This window comes from Parazoarcus communis SWub3 = DSM 12120 (assembly GCF_003226565.1).
GTDB classification, from domain to species: domain Bacteria; phylum Pseudomonadota; class Gammaproteobacteria; order Burkholderiales; family Rhodocyclaceae; genus Parazoarcus; species Parazoarcus communis.
Window position 1 is genome coordinate 121,265 of record NZ_QKOE01000012.1, and the last position, 19,703, is coordinate 140,967.

At 61.4% G+C, this 19,703-nt stretch carries 20 protein-coding genes and 1 rRNA gene; 12 read left to right on the forward strand and 9 right to left on the reverse strand.

What is annotated here, in order from left to right; genetic code table 11:
- Positions 1-22 precede the first annotated feature (22 nt).
- The 4 genes from clsB to DNK49_RS15890 all read right to left on the reverse strand — a co-directional run bounded on the left by clsB (position 23) and on the right by DNK49_RS15890 (position 3,585).
- Positions 23-1,180: a cardiolipin synthase ClsB gene (clsB, locus tag DNK49_RS15875; protein WP_243632396.1), complete on the reverse strand. Its 1,158-nt coding sequence runs from the start codon at positions 1,178-1,180 to the stop codon at positions 23-25.
- Positions 1,177-1,926 carry an endonuclease/exonuclease/phosphatase family protein gene (locus DNK49_RS15880; protein WP_110526669.1) on the reverse strand — a complete coding sequence of 250 codons (750 nt, stop codon included), beginning with the start codon at positions 1,924-1,926 and terminating at the stop codon, positions 1,177-1,179. The genes clsB and DNK49_RS15880 overlap by 4 nt, the downstream gene beginning before the upstream one ends.
- 25 nt (positions 1,927-1,951) lie before the next feature.
- Positions 1,952-3,052, reverse strand: a complete 1,101-nt coding sequence (nadA, locus tag DNK49_RS15885; protein ID WP_110526670.1) for a quinolinate synthase NadA — start codon at positions 3,050-3,052, stop codon at positions 1,952-1,954.
- A gap of 80 nt (positions 3,053-3,132) precedes the next feature.
- Positions 3,133-3,585 carry a rhodanese-like domain-containing protein gene (locus tag DNK49_RS15890; protein WP_110526672.1) on the reverse strand — a complete coding sequence of 151 codons (453 nt, stop codon included), beginning with the start codon at positions 3,583-3,585 and terminating at the stop codon, positions 3,133-3,135.
- A gap of 59 nt (positions 3,586-3,644) precedes the next feature.
- Between DNK49_RS15890 and DNK49_RS15895 the strand changes: the two genes are divergently transcribed.
- The 11 genes from DNK49_RS15895 to DNK49_RS15945 all read left to right on the forward strand — a co-directional run bounded on the left by DNK49_RS15895 (position 3,645) and on the right by DNK49_RS15945 (position 14,002).
- Positions 3,645-4,829: a cation diffusion facilitator family transporter gene (locus DNK49_RS15895; protein ID WP_110526674.1), complete on the forward strand. Its 1,185-nt coding sequence runs from the start codon at positions 3,645-3,647 to the stop codon at positions 4,827-4,829.
- 196 nt (positions 4,830-5,025) lie between these two features.
- Positions 5,026-6,435 (forward strand): type I glutamate--ammonia ligase, encoded by a 1,410-nt coding sequence (gene glnA / locus DNK49_RS15900; protein ID WP_110526676.1) that lies wholly within the window; start codon positions 5,026-5,028, stop codon positions 6,433-6,435.
- Between the two features lie 143 nt (positions 6,436-6,578).
- Positions 6,579-7,088, forward strand: coding sequence for a DUF4124 domain-containing protein (locus DNK49_RS15905; protein ID WP_306441426.1), 510 nt, complete (start codon positions 6,579-6,581; stop codon positions 7,086-7,088).
- 52 nt (positions 7,089-7,140) lie between these two features.
- On the forward strand, positions 7,141-8,208 hold the full coding sequence (gene glnL / locus DNK49_RS15910) for a nitrogen regulation protein NR(II) (RefSeq protein WP_110526680.1): 1,068 nt from the start codon (positions 7,141-7,143) through the stop codon (positions 8,206-8,208).
- A 37-nt stretch (positions 8,209-8,245) separates the two neighbouring features.
- Entirely contained in the window at positions 8,246-9,673 is a 1,428-nt protein-coding gene (ntrC, locus tag DNK49_RS15915) for a nitrogen regulation protein NR(I) (RefSeq protein WP_110526682.1), read from the forward strand.
- Positions 9,674-10,072: 399 nt separating this feature from the next.
- Entirely contained in the window at positions 10,073-10,888 is an 816-nt protein-coding gene (locus DNK49_RS15920) for a biotin--[acetyl-CoA-carboxylase] ligase (RefSeq protein ID WP_243632397.1), read from the forward strand.
- Positions 10,885-11,601 carry a type III pantothenate kinase gene (locus DNK49_RS15925; protein WP_110526684.1) on the forward strand — a complete coding sequence of 239 codons (717 nt, stop codon included), beginning with the start codon at positions 10,885-10,887 and terminating at the stop codon, positions 11,599-11,601. The genes DNK49_RS15920 and DNK49_RS15925 overlap by 4 nt, the downstream gene beginning before the upstream one ends.
- Positions 11,602-11,650: 49 nt before the next feature.
- The gene (locus DNK49_RS15930) at positions 11,651-12,349 is read left to right on the forward strand and encodes an SPOR domain-containing protein (RefSeq protein WP_110526686.1); all 699 of its coding nucleotides are present in this window, start codon (positions 11,651-11,653) and stop codon (positions 12,347-12,349) included.
- A complete protein-coding gene (gene coaE / locus DNK49_RS15935) occupies positions 12,346-12,972 on the forward strand; it encodes a dephospho-CoA kinase (RefSeq protein WP_110526688.1) in 627 nt (208 codons plus the stop codon). Before DNK49_RS15930 ends, coaE begins: the two co-directional genes overlap by 4 nt.
- 83 nt (positions 12,973-13,055) lie before the next feature.
- Entirely contained in the window at positions 13,056-13,811 is a 756-nt protein-coding gene (gene zapD, locus DNK49_RS15940) for a cell division protein ZapD (RefSeq protein WP_110526690.1), read from the forward strand.
- Positions 13,808-14,002, forward strand: a complete 195-nt coding sequence (locus DNK49_RS15945) for a DNA gyrase inhibitor YacG (protein ID WP_110526693.1) — start codon at positions 13,808-13,810, stop codon at positions 14,000-14,002. Before zapD ends, DNK49_RS15945 begins: the two co-directional genes overlap by 4 nt.
- 76 nt (positions 14,003-14,078) lie before the next feature.
- On the opposite strand, the gene DNK49_RS15950 is transcribed toward DNK49_RS15945, so the two are convergent.
- Together DNK49_RS15950 and DNK49_RS15955 are read right to left on the reverse strand one after the other, a co-directional pair.
- On the reverse strand, positions 14,079-15,023 hold the full coding sequence (locus tag DNK49_RS15950; protein ID WP_110526695.1) for a Nudix family hydrolase: 945 nt from the start codon (positions 15,021-15,023) through the stop codon (positions 14,079-14,081).
- Between the two features lie 3 nt (positions 15,024-15,026).
- Positions 15,027-15,890, reverse strand: coding sequence for an ATP-binding protein (locus tag DNK49_RS15955; protein ID WP_110526696.1), 864 nt, complete (start codon positions 15,888-15,890; stop codon positions 15,027-15,029).
- Between the two features lie 197 nt (positions 15,891-16,087).
- Between DNK49_RS15955 and mltA the strand changes: the two genes are divergently transcribed.
- Positions 16,088-17,365, forward strand: coding sequence for a murein transglycosylase A (gene mltA / locus DNK49_RS15960; protein ID WP_207807003.1), 1,278 nt, complete (start codon positions 16,088-16,090; stop codon positions 17,363-17,365).
- A gap of 148 nt (positions 17,366-17,513) precedes the next feature.
- Here the strand turns inward: mltA and DNK49_RS15965 are convergent, their stop codons facing one another.
- The 3 genes from DNK49_RS15965 to rrf all read right to left on the reverse strand — a co-directional run bounded on the left by DNK49_RS15965 (position 17,514) and on the right by rrf (position 19,699).
- Positions 17,514-18,194: a DsbC family protein gene (locus DNK49_RS15965; RefSeq protein WP_243632398.1), complete on the reverse strand. Its 681-nt coding sequence runs from the start codon at positions 18,192-18,194 to the stop codon at positions 17,514-17,516.
- 63 nt (positions 18,195-18,257) lie between these two features.
- Positions 18,258-19,421, reverse strand: coding sequence for a UbiH/UbiF family hydroxylase (locus DNK49_RS15970; protein WP_110526700.1), 1,164 nt, complete (start codon positions 19,419-19,421; stop codon positions 18,258-18,260).
- 164 nt (positions 19,422-19,585) lie between these two features.
- Positions 19,586-19,699, reverse strand: a 5S ribosomal RNA gene (gene rrf / locus DNK49_RS15975).
- Positions 19,700-19,703: the final 4 nt, after the last annotated feature.

Here is a 19,703-nt window from a genome sequence, read left to right on the forward strand (position 1 = left end):
CCAGCCGCAGCCGGCGACGGCATCAGTGCTTACCGCCGTAGCCCGCCACCCCGATCATCAGGCGAACGGCCTGGTAAGCCAGCCAGCTGAGCGCACGCCGCAAACGCGGCAACCGTCGCCAATCCTCATGGCGCAACTCCTTCGCACCGCTGTCGATCGCCCGCTCCAGGCTGCGCTGCAGTTCTGCTGCAAAGCTTCGATCCTGCACCACCACATTCGCCTCGCGCGCCAGCAACAGGCTGAAAGGATCGATATTGCTCGAACCCACCGTCGCCCACCCTCCATCGACGACGGCCACCTTGGCATGCAGCACGCTGCGGTGATACTCGAACAACCGGATGCCCCGCTCAAGAAACAGCGGATACAACGCGCGGCTAGCGTAGTGCTGCACCGGATGATCCGCCAACCCTTGCAGCAGCAGGGTGACACGGACCCCACGCGCCGCAGCATCAAGCAAGGCATGCCGGAAGCGTCTTCCCGGAAAGAAGTAAGCGTTCGCGATGAGAATCTGCTCACGAGCACTTGCTATCGCCTCCAGATAGGCATTTTCGATATCGAAACGATGGCGCAGATTGTCGCGTATGAGATAGGCGGCCCGTACTGCTCCCGCCGGCGTGACGACTGCAGGCGCACGCAGATGAACCGGCACCCGCCGCTGAAAACTCGCCCAGGCGACCAGCCGCCACAAGCGATATACCGAACCCAGAATGGGTTCAAGCAGTGGCCCCTCGACCCTGACCGCATAGTCGTAGCGCGGGTGGGGGGGGCCATGGTGTTCGAAGTCGTCGACAACGTTGATGCCACCAACAAAGGCGGTCCGCCCATCGATGACCACCACCTTTCGATGCAGACGACGGAGCCGGTGCCGGCGCAACGACAGCACGCGCAGCTCGCGCCGGTAAATCAGGACGTCGACTCCGCCGGCCTGCAGGTCATCCATCAGACTGCGCACGAAAGGACGACCGCCGAAACCATCGACCATCAAGCGCACGGTCACGCCACGGGCGGCGGCACGCATGAGCGCGCTGGCCACCCGCCTGCCAGTGTCGTCGGGATCAAAGATGTAAAACTGCAGGAAGATCTCACGCCGTGCTGCACCGATCTCGGCAAGCAGGGCCGGAAAGTACTGCTCACCATTCTCCAGCAATGCGATCGCATTGCCACCACTTGCAGTGGTCAAGTGATCAACTCCAGATCCGCGGTGAGTGCAGCGTGGTCGGATATCCGCGACCATGGCTCACCGAAATGAACCCGCGTCTGACGAACGGTGAAGCCGCGCACGTAGATCCGGTCCAGGCGAAAGAAAGGAAGGGCGCTGGGAAAGCTGCGCGTCGGGCGCCCCCCGGCATGGGCAAACGCCTCGGTGAGCCCAAGGCGACGTCCCAGCAAGTGATCCGCATGATTGCGCCAGTCATTGAAATCACCTGCAATGATCAATGGCGCTCCATCGGGAGCAAGACGCTCCATGCGCTCGGCCAAGGCCTCCATCTGCCGTCGCCGGCTACCCGCCATCAATCCGAGATGAACACAGACGCAATGCACCGGTCGATCGAGTGCCGGCAGTGACACTTCGCAATGCAGCAATCCCCGCCGCTCGAAACGGTGGTCGGACACATCCTGGTTGTCGGCACTGAGGATGGCATGACGGCTGAGGATTGCATTGCCGTGGTGGCCATGATCATAGACCGCGTTGCCACCATAGGCGGTCTGATGCCAGACATCTTCGGCCAGGAACTCGTGCTGGGGACGATGCGGCCAGTCCGCATGCTGCAGTGGATGACGCAGGTGCAAGCCCTGCACTTCCTGCAGGAACACCAGATCGACATCGAGACTGCGCAGGCGCTCCCGCAGTTCGTGCACCACCATGCGGCGGTTGAACTGCGAGAAGCCTTTGTGGATGTTGTAGGTACAGATGCGCAGCGTCATGATCGCAGCGCTCCGGGCCCAGCCTTCAGGACACCGCCAGCATGCGATCGAGCGCGACACGGGCAAGTTCGGCCTCGTGCGCCGGCACCCGGATCGGATTGACGATGTTGCCGTCCGCCAGATTCTCCAGCGTCCACGCGAGGTGCTGAGGATCGATGCGCTGCATGGTCGAGCACATGCATACCGTCGGGGCCATGAACTGCACGATCTTGCCCTGCGGCTTCATCTCCTCGGCCAGGCGATTGACCAGATTGAGCTCGGTACCCACCAGCCAGCGGGTATTGGCAGGTGCCGCCGCAATGGTGTTGATGATGTACTCGGTGGAGCCCACATAGTCGGACTGCTGGCACACCGCCAGGCTGCTTTCCGGATGCGAGATCACCAGCCCTTCGGGATGCTGCATGCGCCAGCGCCGGATGTGGCTTTCCTGGAACATCTGATGTACCGAGCAATGTCCTTTCCACAACAGCACCTTGGCCATGCGGATCTGCTCGGGGGTGAGGCCGCCATATTCGAGATCCGGATCCCACACCACCATCTGCTCAAGCGGAATACCCTTCTTGTAGCCCGTCCAGCGGCCGAGATGCTGATCGGGGAAGAACAGCACCTTCTCACGCTGCGCGAATGCCCAGTCCATGATCGTCGGCGCATTGGTCGAGGTGCAGACGATGCCCCCGTGCTCACCGCAGAACGCCTTCAGGTCGGCCGCCGAGTTGATGTAGGTCACCGGCGTGATCAGGCTGTCGGGCGTCCCAAGCACCTCCGTCAACTCTCGCCAGCAGCGCTCGACCTTTGCCAGATTGGCCATGTCCGCCATCGAGCAGCCGGCGGCCAGGTCGGGCAGGATCGCAGTCTGTCCGGGCTTGGACAGGATGTCGGCCACCTCCGCCATGAAATGCACGCCGCAAAAGACAATGAATTCTGCGTCGGTCTGCGATGCCAAGCGGGCGAGCTTGAGCGAATCCCCGGTGAGATCGGCGTGCTGATAGACGTCGGCACGCTGGTAATGATGGCACAACAGCACCGCGCGATCGCCCAGACGGGCCCGTGCCGCGCGGATGCGCTCCTGCGCTTCGGTGTCGGCGAGCGCATTGAAACGATCGAAACTGATGGTGGCTACCTGCATGATACCTATCCTGATTGAGGAGAAGCCCCCGAACCCGGCTTGTGCCTGCCTGGCTTACGACACCGGTCCGGGAGAAAAGATCAGCCTTGCTGCCAGGGCAGGCCGGCATGTCGCCAGCCGCCGATACGGTTGCGATGCCCCTCGGCATCCTTGTCACCTTCAAAGCCCTCAAGGATGTTGTAGCAGTTGCTGAAACCTGCCACGATCGCTGCACGCGCTGCTGCATCGGAACGCGCGCCAGATCGGCACAGAAACATCACCAGCGCCTCTCGATCGACCTGATGCTGCAACTGTGAGACAAAGTTGGGATTGGGTTGCATGCCCGGATAGCCCAACCACTCGATCTCCACTGCGCCCGGCACCCGCCCGACCCAATCCCACTCGGCGCGGGTGCGGACATCAACCAGCCGCGCGCCCGGCGCCAGCTGCAGGACCTGATAGGCCTCGGCCGGCGTCAGCGCACCCTGATAAGGCACCTGCATGTCTGCTGCGCGCTGCTGCGCCAGCGACAGCAATGCTGAAAGGGTTCCCATGGCAACATCCCGCTAGAATTCCACAAGATTCGAGTATACCTCTCCCTTTGACCGCCGACATGCACCCCTCGCAGCAATCCCCCTCCGCCATGCCTGCGGCACGGCCAGCCGACAACAGCGCACGCAGCAAAGGCATACAGCGCGCGACGCTGGTCGCCATCGTCACCAACAGCCTGCTGGCGGCGGGGCAAGTGGTCATCGGCGTTTTCGCCAACGCCTTCAGCCTGGTCGCCGATGCCACCCATACCCTGTCGGATCTCATTACCGACATGATGGTGCTCGTTGCCGGCCGCCAGGGTGCCGACCCTGCCGACAGCAACCACCCCTATGGTCATGGCCGCATCGAGACAGTCACAACCCTGGCCTTGGGCGCGGTGCTGGCCGCGGTGGGTTGCGGTTTCCTGTGGTCCTCGGGGCTACGCTTGCAGGACATGGATAGCCAGCCCGACCTGCATCCCGCCGCTCTGGCAATGGCGGTGCTCACCCTGGCGGCCAAGGAAGGACTGTTCCGCTTCACGCTCGCGGCCAGCCGCCGGTGGAAGGCCCCCCTGCTCGAAGCCAACGCCTGGCACGCGCGCTCCGATGCAGCCTCTTCTCTGGTGGTCGCAGTCGGGATTGGCGGCAGCCTGGCCGGCTACCCCTTTCTCGAGCCCCTTGCGGCAGCGGTGGTCGGCTTCCTGATCCTGCATATGGGCTTTCGCCTGGGCATGAAAGCCATCCGCGAACTGATCGACACCGGACTGCCTGCCGCCGATATCGCAAGACTGCGCCGCACCATCGTTGACACCCCGGGCGTGATCGGTCTGCACGACCTGCGAACTCGCCGGATGGCAGATCGCGTCCTGTGCGACGCCCATGTCCAGGTCGACCCGCGCATCACGGTTTCCGAGGGGCATCGCATCTCGGACAACGTTTTCTTCAGGGTACGGGCAGCACATCCGGACGTGCAGGATGTACTCGTTCATATAGATGCCGAAGACGATGGAGTGGATCAGTCAGTACCGGTCGGCCCACTCCCCGAACGCGAACGCGTCACCGCCGACATCCAGGCACTGATTGGCACCGAACCCGTCCCGCGGCGCATTCAACTACACTATCTGGGGCAACGCGTGGAGGTGGAAGTCTATTTCGCACCAGACCAGACCCCGGCTGATCCAGATGCACTCAAACGGCGCACCGCAACATGGACATCGCAGCACCCTCAGTATCGGCGAATCAGCTATTTCACCGAACTTGCACCATGATGGTTCATATCAGCAAAAAATAGCACCAATTTGGTGCATTGCGCCATCACACAACCAAAGTTTGCCCTTGTGGCACAATGAGAACGGGACAGAACCTGGATGGCACGGATACTGCTTTGATCCGCGACAACGGAAGTCTGGCCGTTATCCGACCTATCGTTTTTGCTAACACTGCCTCATCTCACCAGGAGTGAAAATGAACGCTCAAGACGTCATGAAGATGATCCAGGAAAATGAAGTCCGCTTCATCGACCTGCGCTTTACCGATACCCGCGGCAAGGAACAACACGTCGGCCTGCCGGTGTCCGCCTTCGAAGAAGAACACTTCGAACACGGCCACCCGTTCGACGGCTCCTCGATCGCCGGCTGGAAGGGCATCCAGGCGTCCGACATGATCCTGATGCCGGAAGCGTCCTCCGCCTATATCGACCCCTTCTTTGACGAAACCACCCTGGTGCTGACCTGCGACGTCATCGAGCCGTCCGATGGCAAAGGCTACGATCGCGACCCGCGCTCCATCGCCAAGCGCGCCGAGGCCTACCTGAAGAGCACCGGCATCGGCGACACCGCCTACTTCGGTCCGGAACCCGAATTCTTCATCTTCGACGCAGTGGAATGGTCGGTCGACATGTCCGGCGTCTACAGCAAGATCATCTCCGAAGAAGCTGCATGGTCCACCGCCGACAAGTTCGAAGGCGGCAACACGGGTCACCGTCCGCGCGTCAAGGGCGGCTACTTCCCGGTTCCCCCGGTCGACAGCCTCAACGACGTCCGCGCCGCCATGTGCCTGGCCCTGGAAGCCGCCGGCGTGCCGGTTGAAGTGCACCACCACGAAGTGGCCAACGCCGGCCAGTGCGAGATCGGCACCAAGTTCAGCACCCTGACCAAGCGTGCCGACTGGACCCAGGTCCTGAAGTACATCGTGCACAACGTTGCACACCAGTACGGCAAGACCGCCACCTTCATGCCCAAGCCCATCGTCGGTGACAACGGCTCCGGCATGCACGTGCACCAGTCGATCTGGAAGGATGGCCAGAACCTGTTCGCCGGCAATGGTTATGCCGGCCTGTCGGAAACCGCGCTGTACTACATCGGCGGCATCATCAAGCACGCTCGCGCGCTGAACGCCATCACCAACCCGGGCACCAACTCTTACAAGCGTCTGGTGCCGCACTACGAAGCGCCGACCAAGCTGGCTTACTCCGCCCGCAACCGTTCCGCCTCGATCCGCATCCCCTACGTTGCCAACCCGAAGGGTCGTCGTATCGAAGCACGCTTCCCGGATCCCCTGGCCAATCCCTACCTGTGCTTCGCTGCACTGATGATGGCGGGTCTGGACGGCATTCAGAACAAGATCCACCCGGGCGATCCGGCTGACAAGAACCTGTACGATCTGCCGCCGGAAGAAGACGCACTGATCCCGACCGTGTGTACCAGCCTCGAGCAAGCGCTGGAATACCTGGACAAGGATCGCGAGTTCCTGACCCGTGGCGGCGTGTTCTCCAACGACTTCATCGATGCCTACATCGCACTGAAGATGGAAGAAGTCGACCGCATGCGCATCACCACCCACCCGGTGGAATTCGACATGTACTACAGCCTGTAATCTCCGGATTCCAGTGTCAATGAAAGGGACGGGCATTGCCCGTCCCTTTTTTATCGGGTCTAATCCCCACTCGGGTTGCATTTCTACAGCGCTGCCTGCCGGATTCGCCGACAGGGGCGCGGTTTGACACCGCCATGAGGCCCATGCGAACTCTGCCACTGCTTGTCGTCCTTTGCCTGGCTTCGTCAGCGCACGCACAGGTTTTCAAGTGCGTCGACGCCGACGGCAGGATCACCTATACCAACGATCGCAACCTCGCACGTGGCTGTCAGCCGCTGGCCGGTGATCAGTCAGTCTCCTCGGTACCGGCCCCACGCCCTGCAACTACACCAAGCCCGGCAAGCAGCAGCCCCAGTTTTCCACGTGTAACGCCCGACACCCAGCGCGCCCGTGACGACACCCGCCGCCAGGTGTTGCAGCGTGAACTCGAAACCGAAGAACAAGCGCTTGCCGCTGCACGCCAGGCCCTCGAAGACGAAGAGAAACGCGACGTTCCCGAAGAGCGCAACGTCCGCCGCACACAGGACGGACGCAGTTACTCATCGGTCAATACGGCCAAGACTGACGAACGCCTGAAGCCCTTCCGCGACAAGGTCGAAATGCACCAGCGCAACCTCGAGGCGCTGCGCAAGGAGCTCTCGGGTTTGCGTTAAGCCCATCTGGCGCGGTTCTTGCGTTATTTATCGCAAATAACCGATACGAGCCATGGCACACCATTTCCACCCACCGGTTTCAGGACCGTTCGCAGGCCTCGAACTCCTCTCTTCGGCGGTCGTGCTGGTCGATGAGAAGCTCATTGTCCGCTATATCAACCCGGGCGCCGAAAACCTGTTCGCGATCAGCCGACGCAAGCTCATCGGCCTGCCACTGAGCCGCCTGCTTGGCGAACCACCCGGACTTGGCACCGCACTGCACAATGCCTTGCGCACAAGCTGGAGCTATACCGGGCAGGACCTCAAGATCCAGCGCAACGATACCGAGTCGATCCATCTAGACTGCACGGTGAGCCCGATCGAGGCCTCCGGCGTGCGCCTGTTGCTCGAGTTCCGGCCGATAGACGCCCAACTGCGGGTTGCCCGCGAAGAGCAACTGCTGCAGCAGCAACAAGCCAACCGCGAGCTGATCCGGAACCTTGCTCACGAGATCAAGAACCCATTGGGGGGCATACGGGGCTCCGCGCAGCTGCTCGAGCACGAACTGGCCGACCCCCTGCTGCGAGAATATACCGAAGTCATCATCGCCGAGGCCGATCGACTACAAGACCTGATGAATCGGCTACTGACCTCGCACAGCATGATGCGGCCTGCCCAGATCAACATCCACGACGTGCTTGAGCGTGTTCGGCGGCTGATCCTGGCCGAGTTTCCCGACCTGGTGATTCGCCGTGACTACGACACCAGTCTGCCTGAGTTGACCGCCGACCGTGAGCAGTTGATCCAGGCCATCCTCAACATCACCCGCAATGCCGCGCAGGCCCTTGAGGGCAGCGGAGAGATCCGCCTGCGCACCCGGGTGGCACGGCAGGTCACGCTGGCCAAGCGTCGTTTCAAGCTGGCACTGGAATTGCAAGTCATCGACAACGGCCCCGGGATTCCGGAGGAGATCCGCGACAAGATCTTCTACCCCCTGGTGTCGGGGCGGGATGGCGGGAGCGGCCTTGGCCTTTCCCTGGCGCAAAGCTTCGTCGAACAGCACCAGGGCATGATTGACGTGGATAGTCAGCCCGGCCGCACCTGTTTCACCATCCTGATACCGATTACCGAGCGAAGCTGAGCCCTGGCTCGCATCGCACCAAAATAGTGCATACACAATGAAAACCGTCTGGATCGTAGATGACGACCGCTCCATCCGCTGGGTACTGGAAAAAGCCCTCGGCCGCGAGGAGATCACACACCGTAGCTTCGCCTCGGCCAATGAGGCCCTGGACGAGCTGGAATCAACCACGCAGCCACCCAATGTGGTGCTGTCCGACATCCGCATGCCCGGAGAATCGGGCCTGACCCTGCTGCAGCGCATCAAGACACGCTTTCCGCAGGTGCCGGTCATCATCATGACCGCCTATTCTGACCTGGAGAGTGCCGTATCAGCGTTCCAGGGTGGTGCATTCGAGTATTTACCCAAGCCTTTCGACGTGGATCAGGCGGTCGCGCTCGTTCGTCGTGCATTCGAGCAGAGCCCGCACCAGGAAGGTGCATCGGAAGAAACCTCGGTGGCGCCGGAGATCCTCGGGCAGGCACCCTCGATGCAGGAGGTGTTCCGCGCCATCGGCCGGCTGTCTCAATCCCACGCCACGGTCATGATCAACGGCGAGTCCGGCACAGGCAAGGAGCTTGTCGCGCGCGCCCTGCATCGCCACAGTCCGCGACGCGACGCCCCCTTCATCGCCATCAACACCGCGGCCATTCCACGTGACTTGCTCGAATCCGAGCTGTTCGGGCATGAGCGCGGCGCCTTCACCGGCGCGGCGGCCCAGCGTCGTGGTCGCTTCGAGCAAGCCGCTGACGGCACCTTGTTCCTGGACGAAATCGGCGACATGCCGCCAGAACTCCAGACCCGTCTGCTACGGGTACTGTCGGATGGCAACTTTTATCGGGTAGGTGGCCATCAGCCCATCCGCGCCAACGTACGGGTCATCGCGGCGACCCATCAGGACCTGGAGGAGCGCGTCCGCCAGGGCCTGTTCCGCGAGGACTTGTTTCACCGGCTGAACGTGATCCGCTTGCGTCTCCCGCCGCTACGCGAGCGCCGTGAAGACATCCCCATTCTGGTGCGTTACTTCCTGCAGCGTAGCGCGCAGGAGTTGGGCGTCGAAAGCAAACGGATTTCCGAAACCGCCCTCAAGTATCTGCAAGCCTTGCCCTTCCCCGGCAACGTGCGCCAACTCGAGAACCTGTGCCATTGGCTGACGGTGATGGCACCCGGTCAAGTGGTCGAGGTGGCCGACCTGCCGCCCGAGATGCGCGACCAGCCCATGCGGGAAACACCGGTGAACTGGGTTGATGGCCTGGGCGTGGAGGCCGACCGGCTGATTTCGACCTCGCCGGGTGAGGTGTTCGACAAACTCACGCGCGAATTCGAACGCACCTTGATCCGTCGCGCCCTGACCGCCACTGGCGGGCGGCGGATCGAAGCTGCCCAGTTGCTTGGCATCGGGCGCAATACCATCACCCGCAAGATCCAGGAGCTTGGGATGGATGACGACCGGCCTGGCACGGCCGAAGTCGAGCAGGAGGCCTGAAAGCGGTCGGGCTCGCTCGGACTTCGTACAGGCCAATCCAACGCGAGGCCTACCTTCCTCGGCAACCCTGCGGCGCGGTCATCCGTGCCCAGGGAGACTGTCGGCCTGAAGCGGGCCACCCCAGCCCGACAGCCCCTCAGTAATGCGGGAGAGCACGCTCCCAAGCTCGTCCCCATTTCCAGATCAAATGCCGGCCCGATCTGCGCGCAGCCCATCACCCCCTCCTGCGCCGGAACGAGCTGCGGCAACGCAGCCCCCCGGCGACCTGTCCTCACCTGCTGCATCGCTGGCGTCAGCACCACACTTGGCGACCGAGTCCGAAGTTGCATATTGCGCAGCACTCGTCCTGCGCAGGCTTATGGCGGATAATCCGGGTCCCTCCTGTACGGACTGGTCGCCTTGAACGCCTCCCCTGCTCCCAACCTCCGCTTCGATCTCGAACAGGTCGCTCTCGACCTCGGTACGCGGTCATCTGAGTTTGCGTTGCGCTGGGTCGAATCCTGCGGTTCGACCAATACCGAACTCATGAACTGCACGCCCGAAGACGACGGACGGGTCCATGTCCTGGTCGCGGGTCAGCAGACTGCTGGACGCGGGCGACGGGGACGGGTGTGGCTGAGCTGGCCCGACAGTTGCCTGACTTTTTCGGCGCTGTGGCGCTTTGCTCCCGGTGCTCCGGTCCCGGCGGGGCTCTCGCTGGTGACGGGTCTTGCGGTAGCTGTTGCGCTGGAAAAACTCGGCGTGGAGGGGCTGCAACTGAAATGGCCCAACGACGTTCTCATCCACGGCCAGAAACTGGCTGGCATTCTGGTCGAACTCCTGCCCGGCCGCGGCCGAACACCTGCAGCGGTAATCGGCATCGGCGTAAATCGGCGACTGCCTGATGACGTCAACATTCCTGGGCAGGCCGGCGGCGTGACCGACCTGCAGCGCGAACTGGGGCACACGATTCCGGCTGAGTCTTTGCTTGCTGCATTGCTGACCGAACTTCACGCCTTGTTCGAGACCTACGCCGCGGCCGGTTTTGGTGCATTGCGCGGCGCTTGGCAGCAACGCAACGCCTTTGCGGGGCTGCCTGTCACCGCCTGCGGCGATGGCAGCACGATTTACGGCACCTGCGCCGGTGTGGACGATGACGGGGCCCTGCTGATCCGCACCGATACGGGCCTTCAGCGTGTACTGTCGGGCGAGATTTCGTTGAGGCTGGCGCCATGATCCTGCTCGTCGACATCGGCAACAGCCGGATCAAGTGGCGCCTGAGCGATGACGGACAACGAATCGAGGGCGCAGCGGCACACGACGACCTTGACCCGCTTCGGCAGTTGCTGACCAACCAGCCCCGCATAGATCGCATTGTGGCTGCCAATGTCGCAGGCCCTTGCCTGCGCGATACGCTGGAGCAACTGGCGACGAATCACCGCCTTCGGGTTGAGTGGTTGCTTGCCAGCCCCGTTCGCTGCGGTGTGCGCAACCTGTACCACGATGCCGCGCAACTGGGTGCGGACCGATGGGCAGCTGCGATCGGCGCACGGCACCACCACCCACACCCTTGCATCGTGGTCATGGCAGGCACTGCCACCACGGTAGACCTGATCGATGGAGAAGGTTGTTTTCATGGTGGCATCATCCTGCCCGGCGTCGAACTGATGCAGCGGGCACTGGCCAGCAATACTGCGCAGCTCACGCTACGAGCGGGCCGCTTCGATGCAACCCCAAAATGCACCGCAGATGCGATCTTCTCTGGCTGTGTCCAGGCTCAGGCCGGCGCGGTTGAGCGGATGTTCGCGCAGATCAGCGGGCAGCCCGGTGCACGCTGCCTGATCAGCGGTGGCGCCGCGGACGCCTTCTGCAGCCTGCTGTCCATCCCCAAACGCAAGATCGATAACCTGGTGCTGGACGGCCTGGCTTGCATCGCGGCCGAAGCCTAGCCCCGAGTCGGCAGTGCCCTCGACACGACAGATGCGGTAAGCTTTGAGCATGACCACCCTGCGCTTCTTCCTGATCCTGCTGCTCCTGTTGAACGCCCTCGCTTTCGCTGCGATTCAGGGGTGGCTAGGGACCGCGCCAGTGCGCGGAGAACCCGAACGGATCACCAACCAGTTGCATCCTGAGCGCATCCGTCTGCAGCATGAAGGGGACGTTCGACAGGTACTTGCGGCAGCACCGACCCCACCGCCCGGCCCGGCACCTGAAGTCGAGAATCCGCCGCCGGCCAGTCCAGCGCCTGCGCCCATCCCACTGCAATGCCAGGCCTGGGACAAACTGACCACTCCCGAGGCAGATCAATTGAGCGCCCGCCTTCGCGCTGCCGGCTTGAACGCCCAGCGCGAAAGTGTTGAAGTACCCGCATCCTGGTGGGTACGCATTCCACCGGACGGCGGCCGTGAAGGAGCGGAAAGACGCGCCCGCGAGCTGCGCGCCCAAGGCGTGACTGACCTGTTCATCGTGCAGGAAGCGGGGCCGAACCAGTACGCGGTTTCGCTTGGGCTGTTCAAGAATCCAAGCTCGGCCAACGTCCAGCTCACCCAGTTGCGTTCGAAGGGCGTCAGAAATGCCAGTATCGTCGTGCGCAGCACCACCGAGCACCGCATTACCCTGCGCGCCGAGGCTGACAGGTTGAGCAGCGTGCTTGCCGGCGACCCCTGGTCACAACGCCGGGCCTCCTGCCAGCCATGAATACCAGGCGGCCCTATATCGTCGGACTGACCGGCGGCATTGGCTCAGGCAAGAGTGCAGCCGCGGATGGCTTCGCTGCCCACGGCATCACGGTTGTCGATACCGATGTCATCGCACATGCGCTGACATCCCCCGACGGGGCTGCCATCCCCACCATCCGCCGTCTGTTTGGTGAGCACATGATCGCTGCAGATGGCAGCATGGATCGGGCCCGCATGCGGGCGCTGGTATTCTCGGCCCCCGAATCCCGCCGCCAACTTGAAGCCATCCTGCATCCGATGATCCAGGCGCTTAGCGCACAACTGTGCGCAGACGCAAGCAGCCCTTACGTCATCCTCGCGGTCCCCTTGCTGATCGAATCGGGACGCTATCGGGAGCGTTGTGACCGCATCTGCGTGGTCGACTGCCCGGAAGCACTCCAAATAGAGCGGGTAGGCCGACGGAGTGGACTGAGCGCCTCCCAGGTGCAGGCCATCATGCAGGCACAAGCGACCCGGGCAGAGCGACTGGCTGCTGCCGACGATGTCATCGACAACAGTGGCTCGCTCGACGACCTTCGGAAACAAGTCGGCATACTTAACGAAGGTTATATCTCGCAAGCTCTTCTGGCGCGCCAGGCGTGAGCCTTGCCGCATCCTGATTGCGTTTGAGCGCTGTGCTATCATCCGAAGTTACCGGAATCCACCCCAGCAACGGGAAGGCGTGCGTGATCAGTTACGAATATCCTCTCAACGAGCGTATCCGCACCCTGCTGCGTCTGGAGGATCTGTTCCGCAAGAATGCCCACTTCTGTGCCAGCGATGCCGGCCTTGATCATCACGCCGGATTACTGAGTCTGTTCGAGATCCTCGAAGTGGCGGGGCGTGCAGACCTCAAGGTCGACCTGGTTCAGGAACTGGAACGCCAACGACAGATTCTCGTCTCATTCCGCAACAACCCTGAAATCTCAGAAGAAGCCCTCAACGGTGCACTCTACGAGATCGAACAGGCCTCGGCGGGCCTGCTGGCCATGGCGGGTAAGATCGGACAATACCTGCGCGAAAACGAATGGCTGATGAGCATCCGCAGTCGGGCAGCAATTCCGGGAGGCGTCTGCCAATTTGACCTGCCGTCCTATCATTTCTGGTTGAGCCGTGACGCCGATGTCCGCCGCCGTGACCTGGAGACCTGGGGACGCCCGATGGAGCCCATACGGTGCGGCCTCGAGATCGTGCTGAGGCTGCTGCGCAGCAGCGGTCGCCCGGAGAATACGCAGGCCCGTGCCGGCACTTTCCAGATGACGATGGCAGGCCGTAGCGCGCAGATGCTGAGAATCCGGATTCCGCATAACGAAGCGGTGATTCCCGAAATCAGCGCCAACAAATATGCGCTGAACATCCGTATGATGCTGCCCGAGACCGTGTCCCGCCCCCGCGTGGTAGAGCGCGACATTCCGTTCGAACTCACATTCTGCAGCTTGTGACCAGCCCAGCCAAACCGGTTCGTACCGTTCGTTGTCCACAGTGCGGGAAAAACGTCGAATGGACACCAGCCAGCACCTATCGTCCGTTCTGTTCGGCACGTTGCCGTCAGCTTGACCTCGGAGCCTGGGCCTCCGAGAGTTACCGGGTTCCGACCTCTCCGCCGGATACTGAGGACACCCCTCCCGGCTGAGCTGAACCCGCCATGCGGAAGAGGGGTGCATGCGGAGCAGATCTGCACACGCTGCCTACCCCCTGCCGACAGACCTCTAGGCTGACGGCCACGCGCTACGAATCGCCGCAAGGCCATGGGCGCCTGCCGCACGCGCCGTGACCATGTCTTCCGCCGACACACCTCCAATCGCAAAAACCGGAATCGGCAAGCCTTGCGCCTTCGCTGAAAAGCCTTCCCAGCCTATCGGCTGTCCTGTCGGGTGTGTCGGCGTCTCGCGGATCGAACCCAACACGGCATAATCCAGCCCCAGCTGCGCAGCACGCTCGAGTTCATGGCGGTCGTGACACGACGCCCCCACCCATTCCAGAGCGGGTCTTGCAGAGCAATCTGCCAAACGCTCAGCAGACAGATGCACACCATCTGCCCCCAACTCAAGCGCCAGCTCCACCTCGTCATTGAGCACGACAATCGCGCCCTTCGAGCGTGCGCGCTGAATCAGTGCCGCGACGTAGCCCCGCTTGAGCGTATCAGGGAGACCACGGTCACGGACCTGGATCAGCCGCAACCCATTGTCGAGCGCCCGATCCACCGCCAGCAATTGCTGCTCGACACCAATCTGCCCGGCCTGCGTCACCCCCATCATCCGCGGCAGACTCAGGGCCTTCAGGATAGGACCATTGGCCGGCAACATGGGAGTGCGATCCACCGCTCCGGGACGAACCCAAGCCAGCTCGCTATGAACATGATCGTTAAGTGAGCCACTCCATTGCGGGACTTCAAAGAAATGCAAGCGTACATGCGCGTGCTCATAATCATGCTCGCGAACCAGCCACGGATTGAGACGCTCGACGCGGATACCCAGCTCTTCATCCAGCTCGCGGCACAAGGCCTGCGCCGGGGTCTCTCCGGCCTCGACCTTGCCGCCTGGGAATTCCCAATAGCCAGGGTAGAAGGTTCCGGGAGCACGCTGTCCAATCAGGAAACAGCCATCAGGCCGCGTGATGACTCCAGCAGCCACCTGGACAATCTTCCTGCTCATGGGTCAGTTCTCCTCACGCCCGGCAAAGTCACGCGCAAACTGCCACGCCACCCGCCCCGACCTCGAACCTCGCATCAGCGCCCATTGCAAAGCCTCCTGACGGGCCGCCTTGATCTTGCGACGCGGAACGCCAAAGACCTTCAGCCAGTGCTCGACGATGTCAAGATAGGCATCCTGTGCAAAAGGGTAAAAGGAAATCCACAGACCGAAACGCTCCGAGAGCGAGACTTTCTCCTCCACCGCCTCGCCAGGGTGGATCTCACCGTCCACATGCCGCACCCGAAGATTCTCTTCATGGTACTCAGGCATCAGATGACGACGGTTGGAAGTCGCGTACAACAATACATTGTCAGCGACGGCAGACACGGACCCATCAAGCACGCTTTTCAATGCCTTGTAAGCCCCCTCACCCTCCTCGAAAGAAAGATCGTCGCAAAAAAGGATGAAACGCTCCGGACGCCCTGCCACCATTTCCATGATTTCGGGCAGGTCGGCCAGATCGCCCTTGTCGACTTCGACAACCCTCAACCCCTGATCTGCATACTCATTGAGCAAGGCTTTGATCAGCGAAGACTTACCCGTACCCCGGGCGCCTGTAAGCAACACGTTATTGGCACGCCTACCCTCAAGAAACTGCCGGGTATTGCGATCGATGCGAGCCTTCTGATCATCGATATCCTGCAGATCCTTAAGGCGGATGGCGTGCGGCACCATGACGGGGACCAAGCTGGCGCGGCCGTGCCGGCGTCTCCACAGAAAAGCCGTCGCAGCGGACCAGTCCGGCGGTAACGCCGGACCCGGCAGTATCGCCTCGAGGCGCGACAGGACGCTTTCGGCACGCTCCAGCAGCGTCTTCAAATCACTCATTTCCATCATCTTTTTCTACGTTTCGTTTCGACCAGCTGGCCCATACGATGATCAGCAACAACAGTAGCGCCAACCCTGCCTCAAGAAAGATGACCCACATGAATCTACCTCCTTCGGCTGATCCGCGTTGTGCCGGATTAGGTGTCTGACCCCGGTATACTGCCGGGTCACGCCTTTGAGTTTAACCGATCCCCACCATGATTCAGGTTCTGTCCAACCGCCTTGCCGCGGTTCTGACGTGCATTCTTGTCAGTGCCTGCGCCTCGCCCACACCAGCCCCAGCACCATCCTCCCCATCCAGCACCAAGACAACGGCCTGCGGCACTCAGCCTGGCTGCCCAACCTGCCCGGCTTGCCCGGTCTGTCCAAGCTGCCCTACGACATCGACGCCGAGCGAAACCTCTGTCCCTGCAGTCTTGATTCAGGCCGACTGGAGTGCGCTGCCTGGCTGGACCAACGACGATCAGGCCAGTGCGTGGCCTGCATTCCTCGCCTCGTGCAAGGCCATCGGACGACAGCGCCAGTGGGCGGACGTATGCGCAGCAGCCTCCCTGCTTGGCGCACGTCCCAGCACACCACAGGTACGTAGCTTCTTTGAGCAGCACCTCGTTCCCTGGCAATCCTTTGGTCCGGGCAGAACCGCGACCGGACTTGTCACGGGTTACTATGAACCACTGATCAAGGGTTCCCGTACGCGTAGCGCCCAACACCCCTGGCCTGTTCATGCCCCCCCGGAGGACATGCTGACAATAGACCTCTCAAGTGTCTACCCGGACTTCAAGAATCTGCGTCTCCGTGGCAGGCTGGAAGGCAACCGCGTCGTTCCCTACTGGAGTCGCGCAGAACTGGCACAACGGCAGGACAAACTACCTTTGCCGGTCCTGTTCTGGGCTTCAGACCCAATTGATCTGTTCTTCCTTCAGGTGCAAGGTTCGGGCCGTATTGAACTTCCCGACGGTAGCCAGGCCCGTATTGGCTATGCAGATCAGAACGGGCATCCTTACCAATCGATCGGCCGCTGGCTGATCAGTCAAGGCCAACTCAGCGCAGACAAAGCCTCGATGGAAGGCATCAAGCAATGGGCCCGGGACAACCCCTCCCGCCTTGCGGAGATGCTGAACAGTAACCCGAGCTATGTTTTTTTCCGGGAATTGCCGGCAAGCAACTCGGGGCCGATCGGTGCACTGGGCGTGCCTGTAAGCGAAGGGCGCAGCATCGCCATAGATCCAGCGCACGTCCCACTTGGCGCTCCCGTCTTCCTGGCGACAAGCTGGCCCCTGAGCGAGCGACCGCTGAACCGCCTGGTCATGGCACAGGACACCGGCGGTGCCATCAAAGGACCGGTCCGGGTAGATTTTTTCTGGGGTTTCGGAGCAAAAGCCGGTGCAGAGGCAGGCCGGATGCGTCAACAGGGGCAAGTGTGGGTGCTACTACCCCGCGGCAGCACACCGTCCGAAATGCTGAAAAAACCCTGAGGCACAGTGAGACAGGGGCGATCGTAGCGGCGCGGACGTAATCACGAACATCAAGCGCAATCGCCACCCCAAATAGCAAGCCGAGCCGGCAGCCCACAAGCCACCGGCCTTAGGTGCATAAGCAACAATCGGCCGATCCGGTCAGGACTTACTTAAGAACCACTGCAGACAGCGCCTTCTCAAGCTCAGCTGCGGGAACGTAGCCGCCGATGCGGCTACCATCGGCAAGAAACAGTGTCGGCGTACCGTTGATCTTCAACTTCTGCCCGAGCGCCACATTGCGATCGACCGCAGCGGCGTCACATTCGCTCGCAGCCGGCACCTTCGCATCGACGATCCAGTCATTCCAGGCCTTGGCCCGATCCTTGGCGCACCAGATGTTGCGCGACTTGGTCGTGGAGTCCGGGCTCAGGATAGGATAAAGAAAGGTGTAGATCGTCACATCCTTCATCTGAGCCAACTCCTTACCCAGACGTTTGCAGTAACCGCAATTTGGATCTTCAAAACTGGCGATCACACGTTTACCATTTCCCTTCACCTGCTTGATCGCCTGATCCAACGGCAGCGAGGCAAAGTCGATCGCAGACAGTTGGTTCAAGCGGGCTTGTGTCATGTCCTTGCGAGTTTGCGCATCAATGACACGGCCGTCGACGATGAAGCTCACCTTGTCATCGGTGTAGACCAGTTCCCCACTTTTCAAAACAACCTCGTAGAGACCACCGTAGGGTGTCTTCGCGACAGAATCGACAGCAGGCGCACCAATGAACGCCTCCATCCCCTTGCGAACTGCGTCCTCACTGGCTTGCACCCCTACAGTGAGCACCGACATGCCAAGCACAACCGACAACGCGCGAAAACTACGACCCACAAAAGGCATTGATTTCTCCAAGATTCAAAAATCACCACGCACTGCGTAGCGAGTGAGCATATTCGTTACGACCGGTAGACGGCAGGTAAGGTTCATCCCAAGATTGCGCAATTGCCTGGCCATAGGGTTGCGGCTTGCAAACAAGCGGTTCAACCCATGCGTTGCGTACTGCAGCAAGAAAGGCTCTTCCGCACGGGCACGAGCATAGCGCCGAAGCATGATCGGATCATTAATTGGCTGCCAGGGCTGAAGCGCCCCCAACAGCCGCGCAAGGACTCTCGCATCCTGAAATCCAAGGTTGATTCCATGTCCGGACAAAGGATGAATGGCATGCGCAGCATCTCCGATCAGGGCGACAGATGGGCCAACAGGCTGCCTTACCCGCATCAGCCGGAGCGGAAATGCAACCCGCTCAGACTCGAGCGCCATCTTGCCCAACACGTTGGAACCCGCTTCCCCCACTCGACGACAGAATGCCTCTGCATCAAGCGCTTGCAAGGATGTCGCAACCGAGTCCGGAGCAGACCAGACGATAGACACGCGCTTTCCCGGCAACGGTAGCCATGCCAGGACACCATCATCACGAAACCACTGATAAGCGGTCTGCTGGTGGGGATGCTCGCAAAGCATATTGGCGACGACACCCTGCTCGTCGTATGGTGTGACACGACTGTCGATTCCGACCTGCTCGCGCACCCAGGAATCGCGTCCATCGGCCCCTACAACCAGGCCCGCGCTCAGCACCCGACCATCCTCGAGATGCAGTGTCGCTCCATCTTCAGTACAGGTAAGGGCAAGAGGGCGGACTGGAGAAAACAGTGTGACGTTATGTTGCCGCCGCAGGCTTTCCCACAACTCGACGTGAACCAGGGATGACTCACCGATCCAGGCAAGTTCGGACAAACCAGCCGCATATGCGGAAAACGTCAGTCTCCCGTTGTCATCACCCCTGACATCCATACGCGCAACACGGCACATACGCTCGGGATCAAGTCGATCCCACACGCCAATCTCACGCAAGAAAGAAGCGCTTTCGGGACTGTACGCATAAATACGTGAATCCCAACCCCCGAGCCGTTTAGGCGCATGTCCCTCTACAAGGGCCACTGAAAGGCGGGTTGAACGAAGGGCGACACTCAGCGCCGCGCCAGCGAGCCCCCCGCCAATAATGATGAGATCGAACTTCATGAATACGGCTTGCCGGAAATCATCCAAGAGCCGGATTGTGCCTGATGCAGACTAGGGGGTCACGAGTTGAGCACGAGGTTTTGCGTTCTTTGTTGATGGGCAGAGCGGTAGACGTAAAACACCCCAGCGTCGCGTGATCGAGCTGGGGTGTTTTGTTGGGTTAAGTCTGACGATGACCTACTTTCACGAGAGCGGATCTCACTATCATCGGCGCGTACCTGTTTCACGGTCCTGTTCGGGATGGGAAGGGGTGGGACCAGGCAGCTATGGTCGTCAGACTTA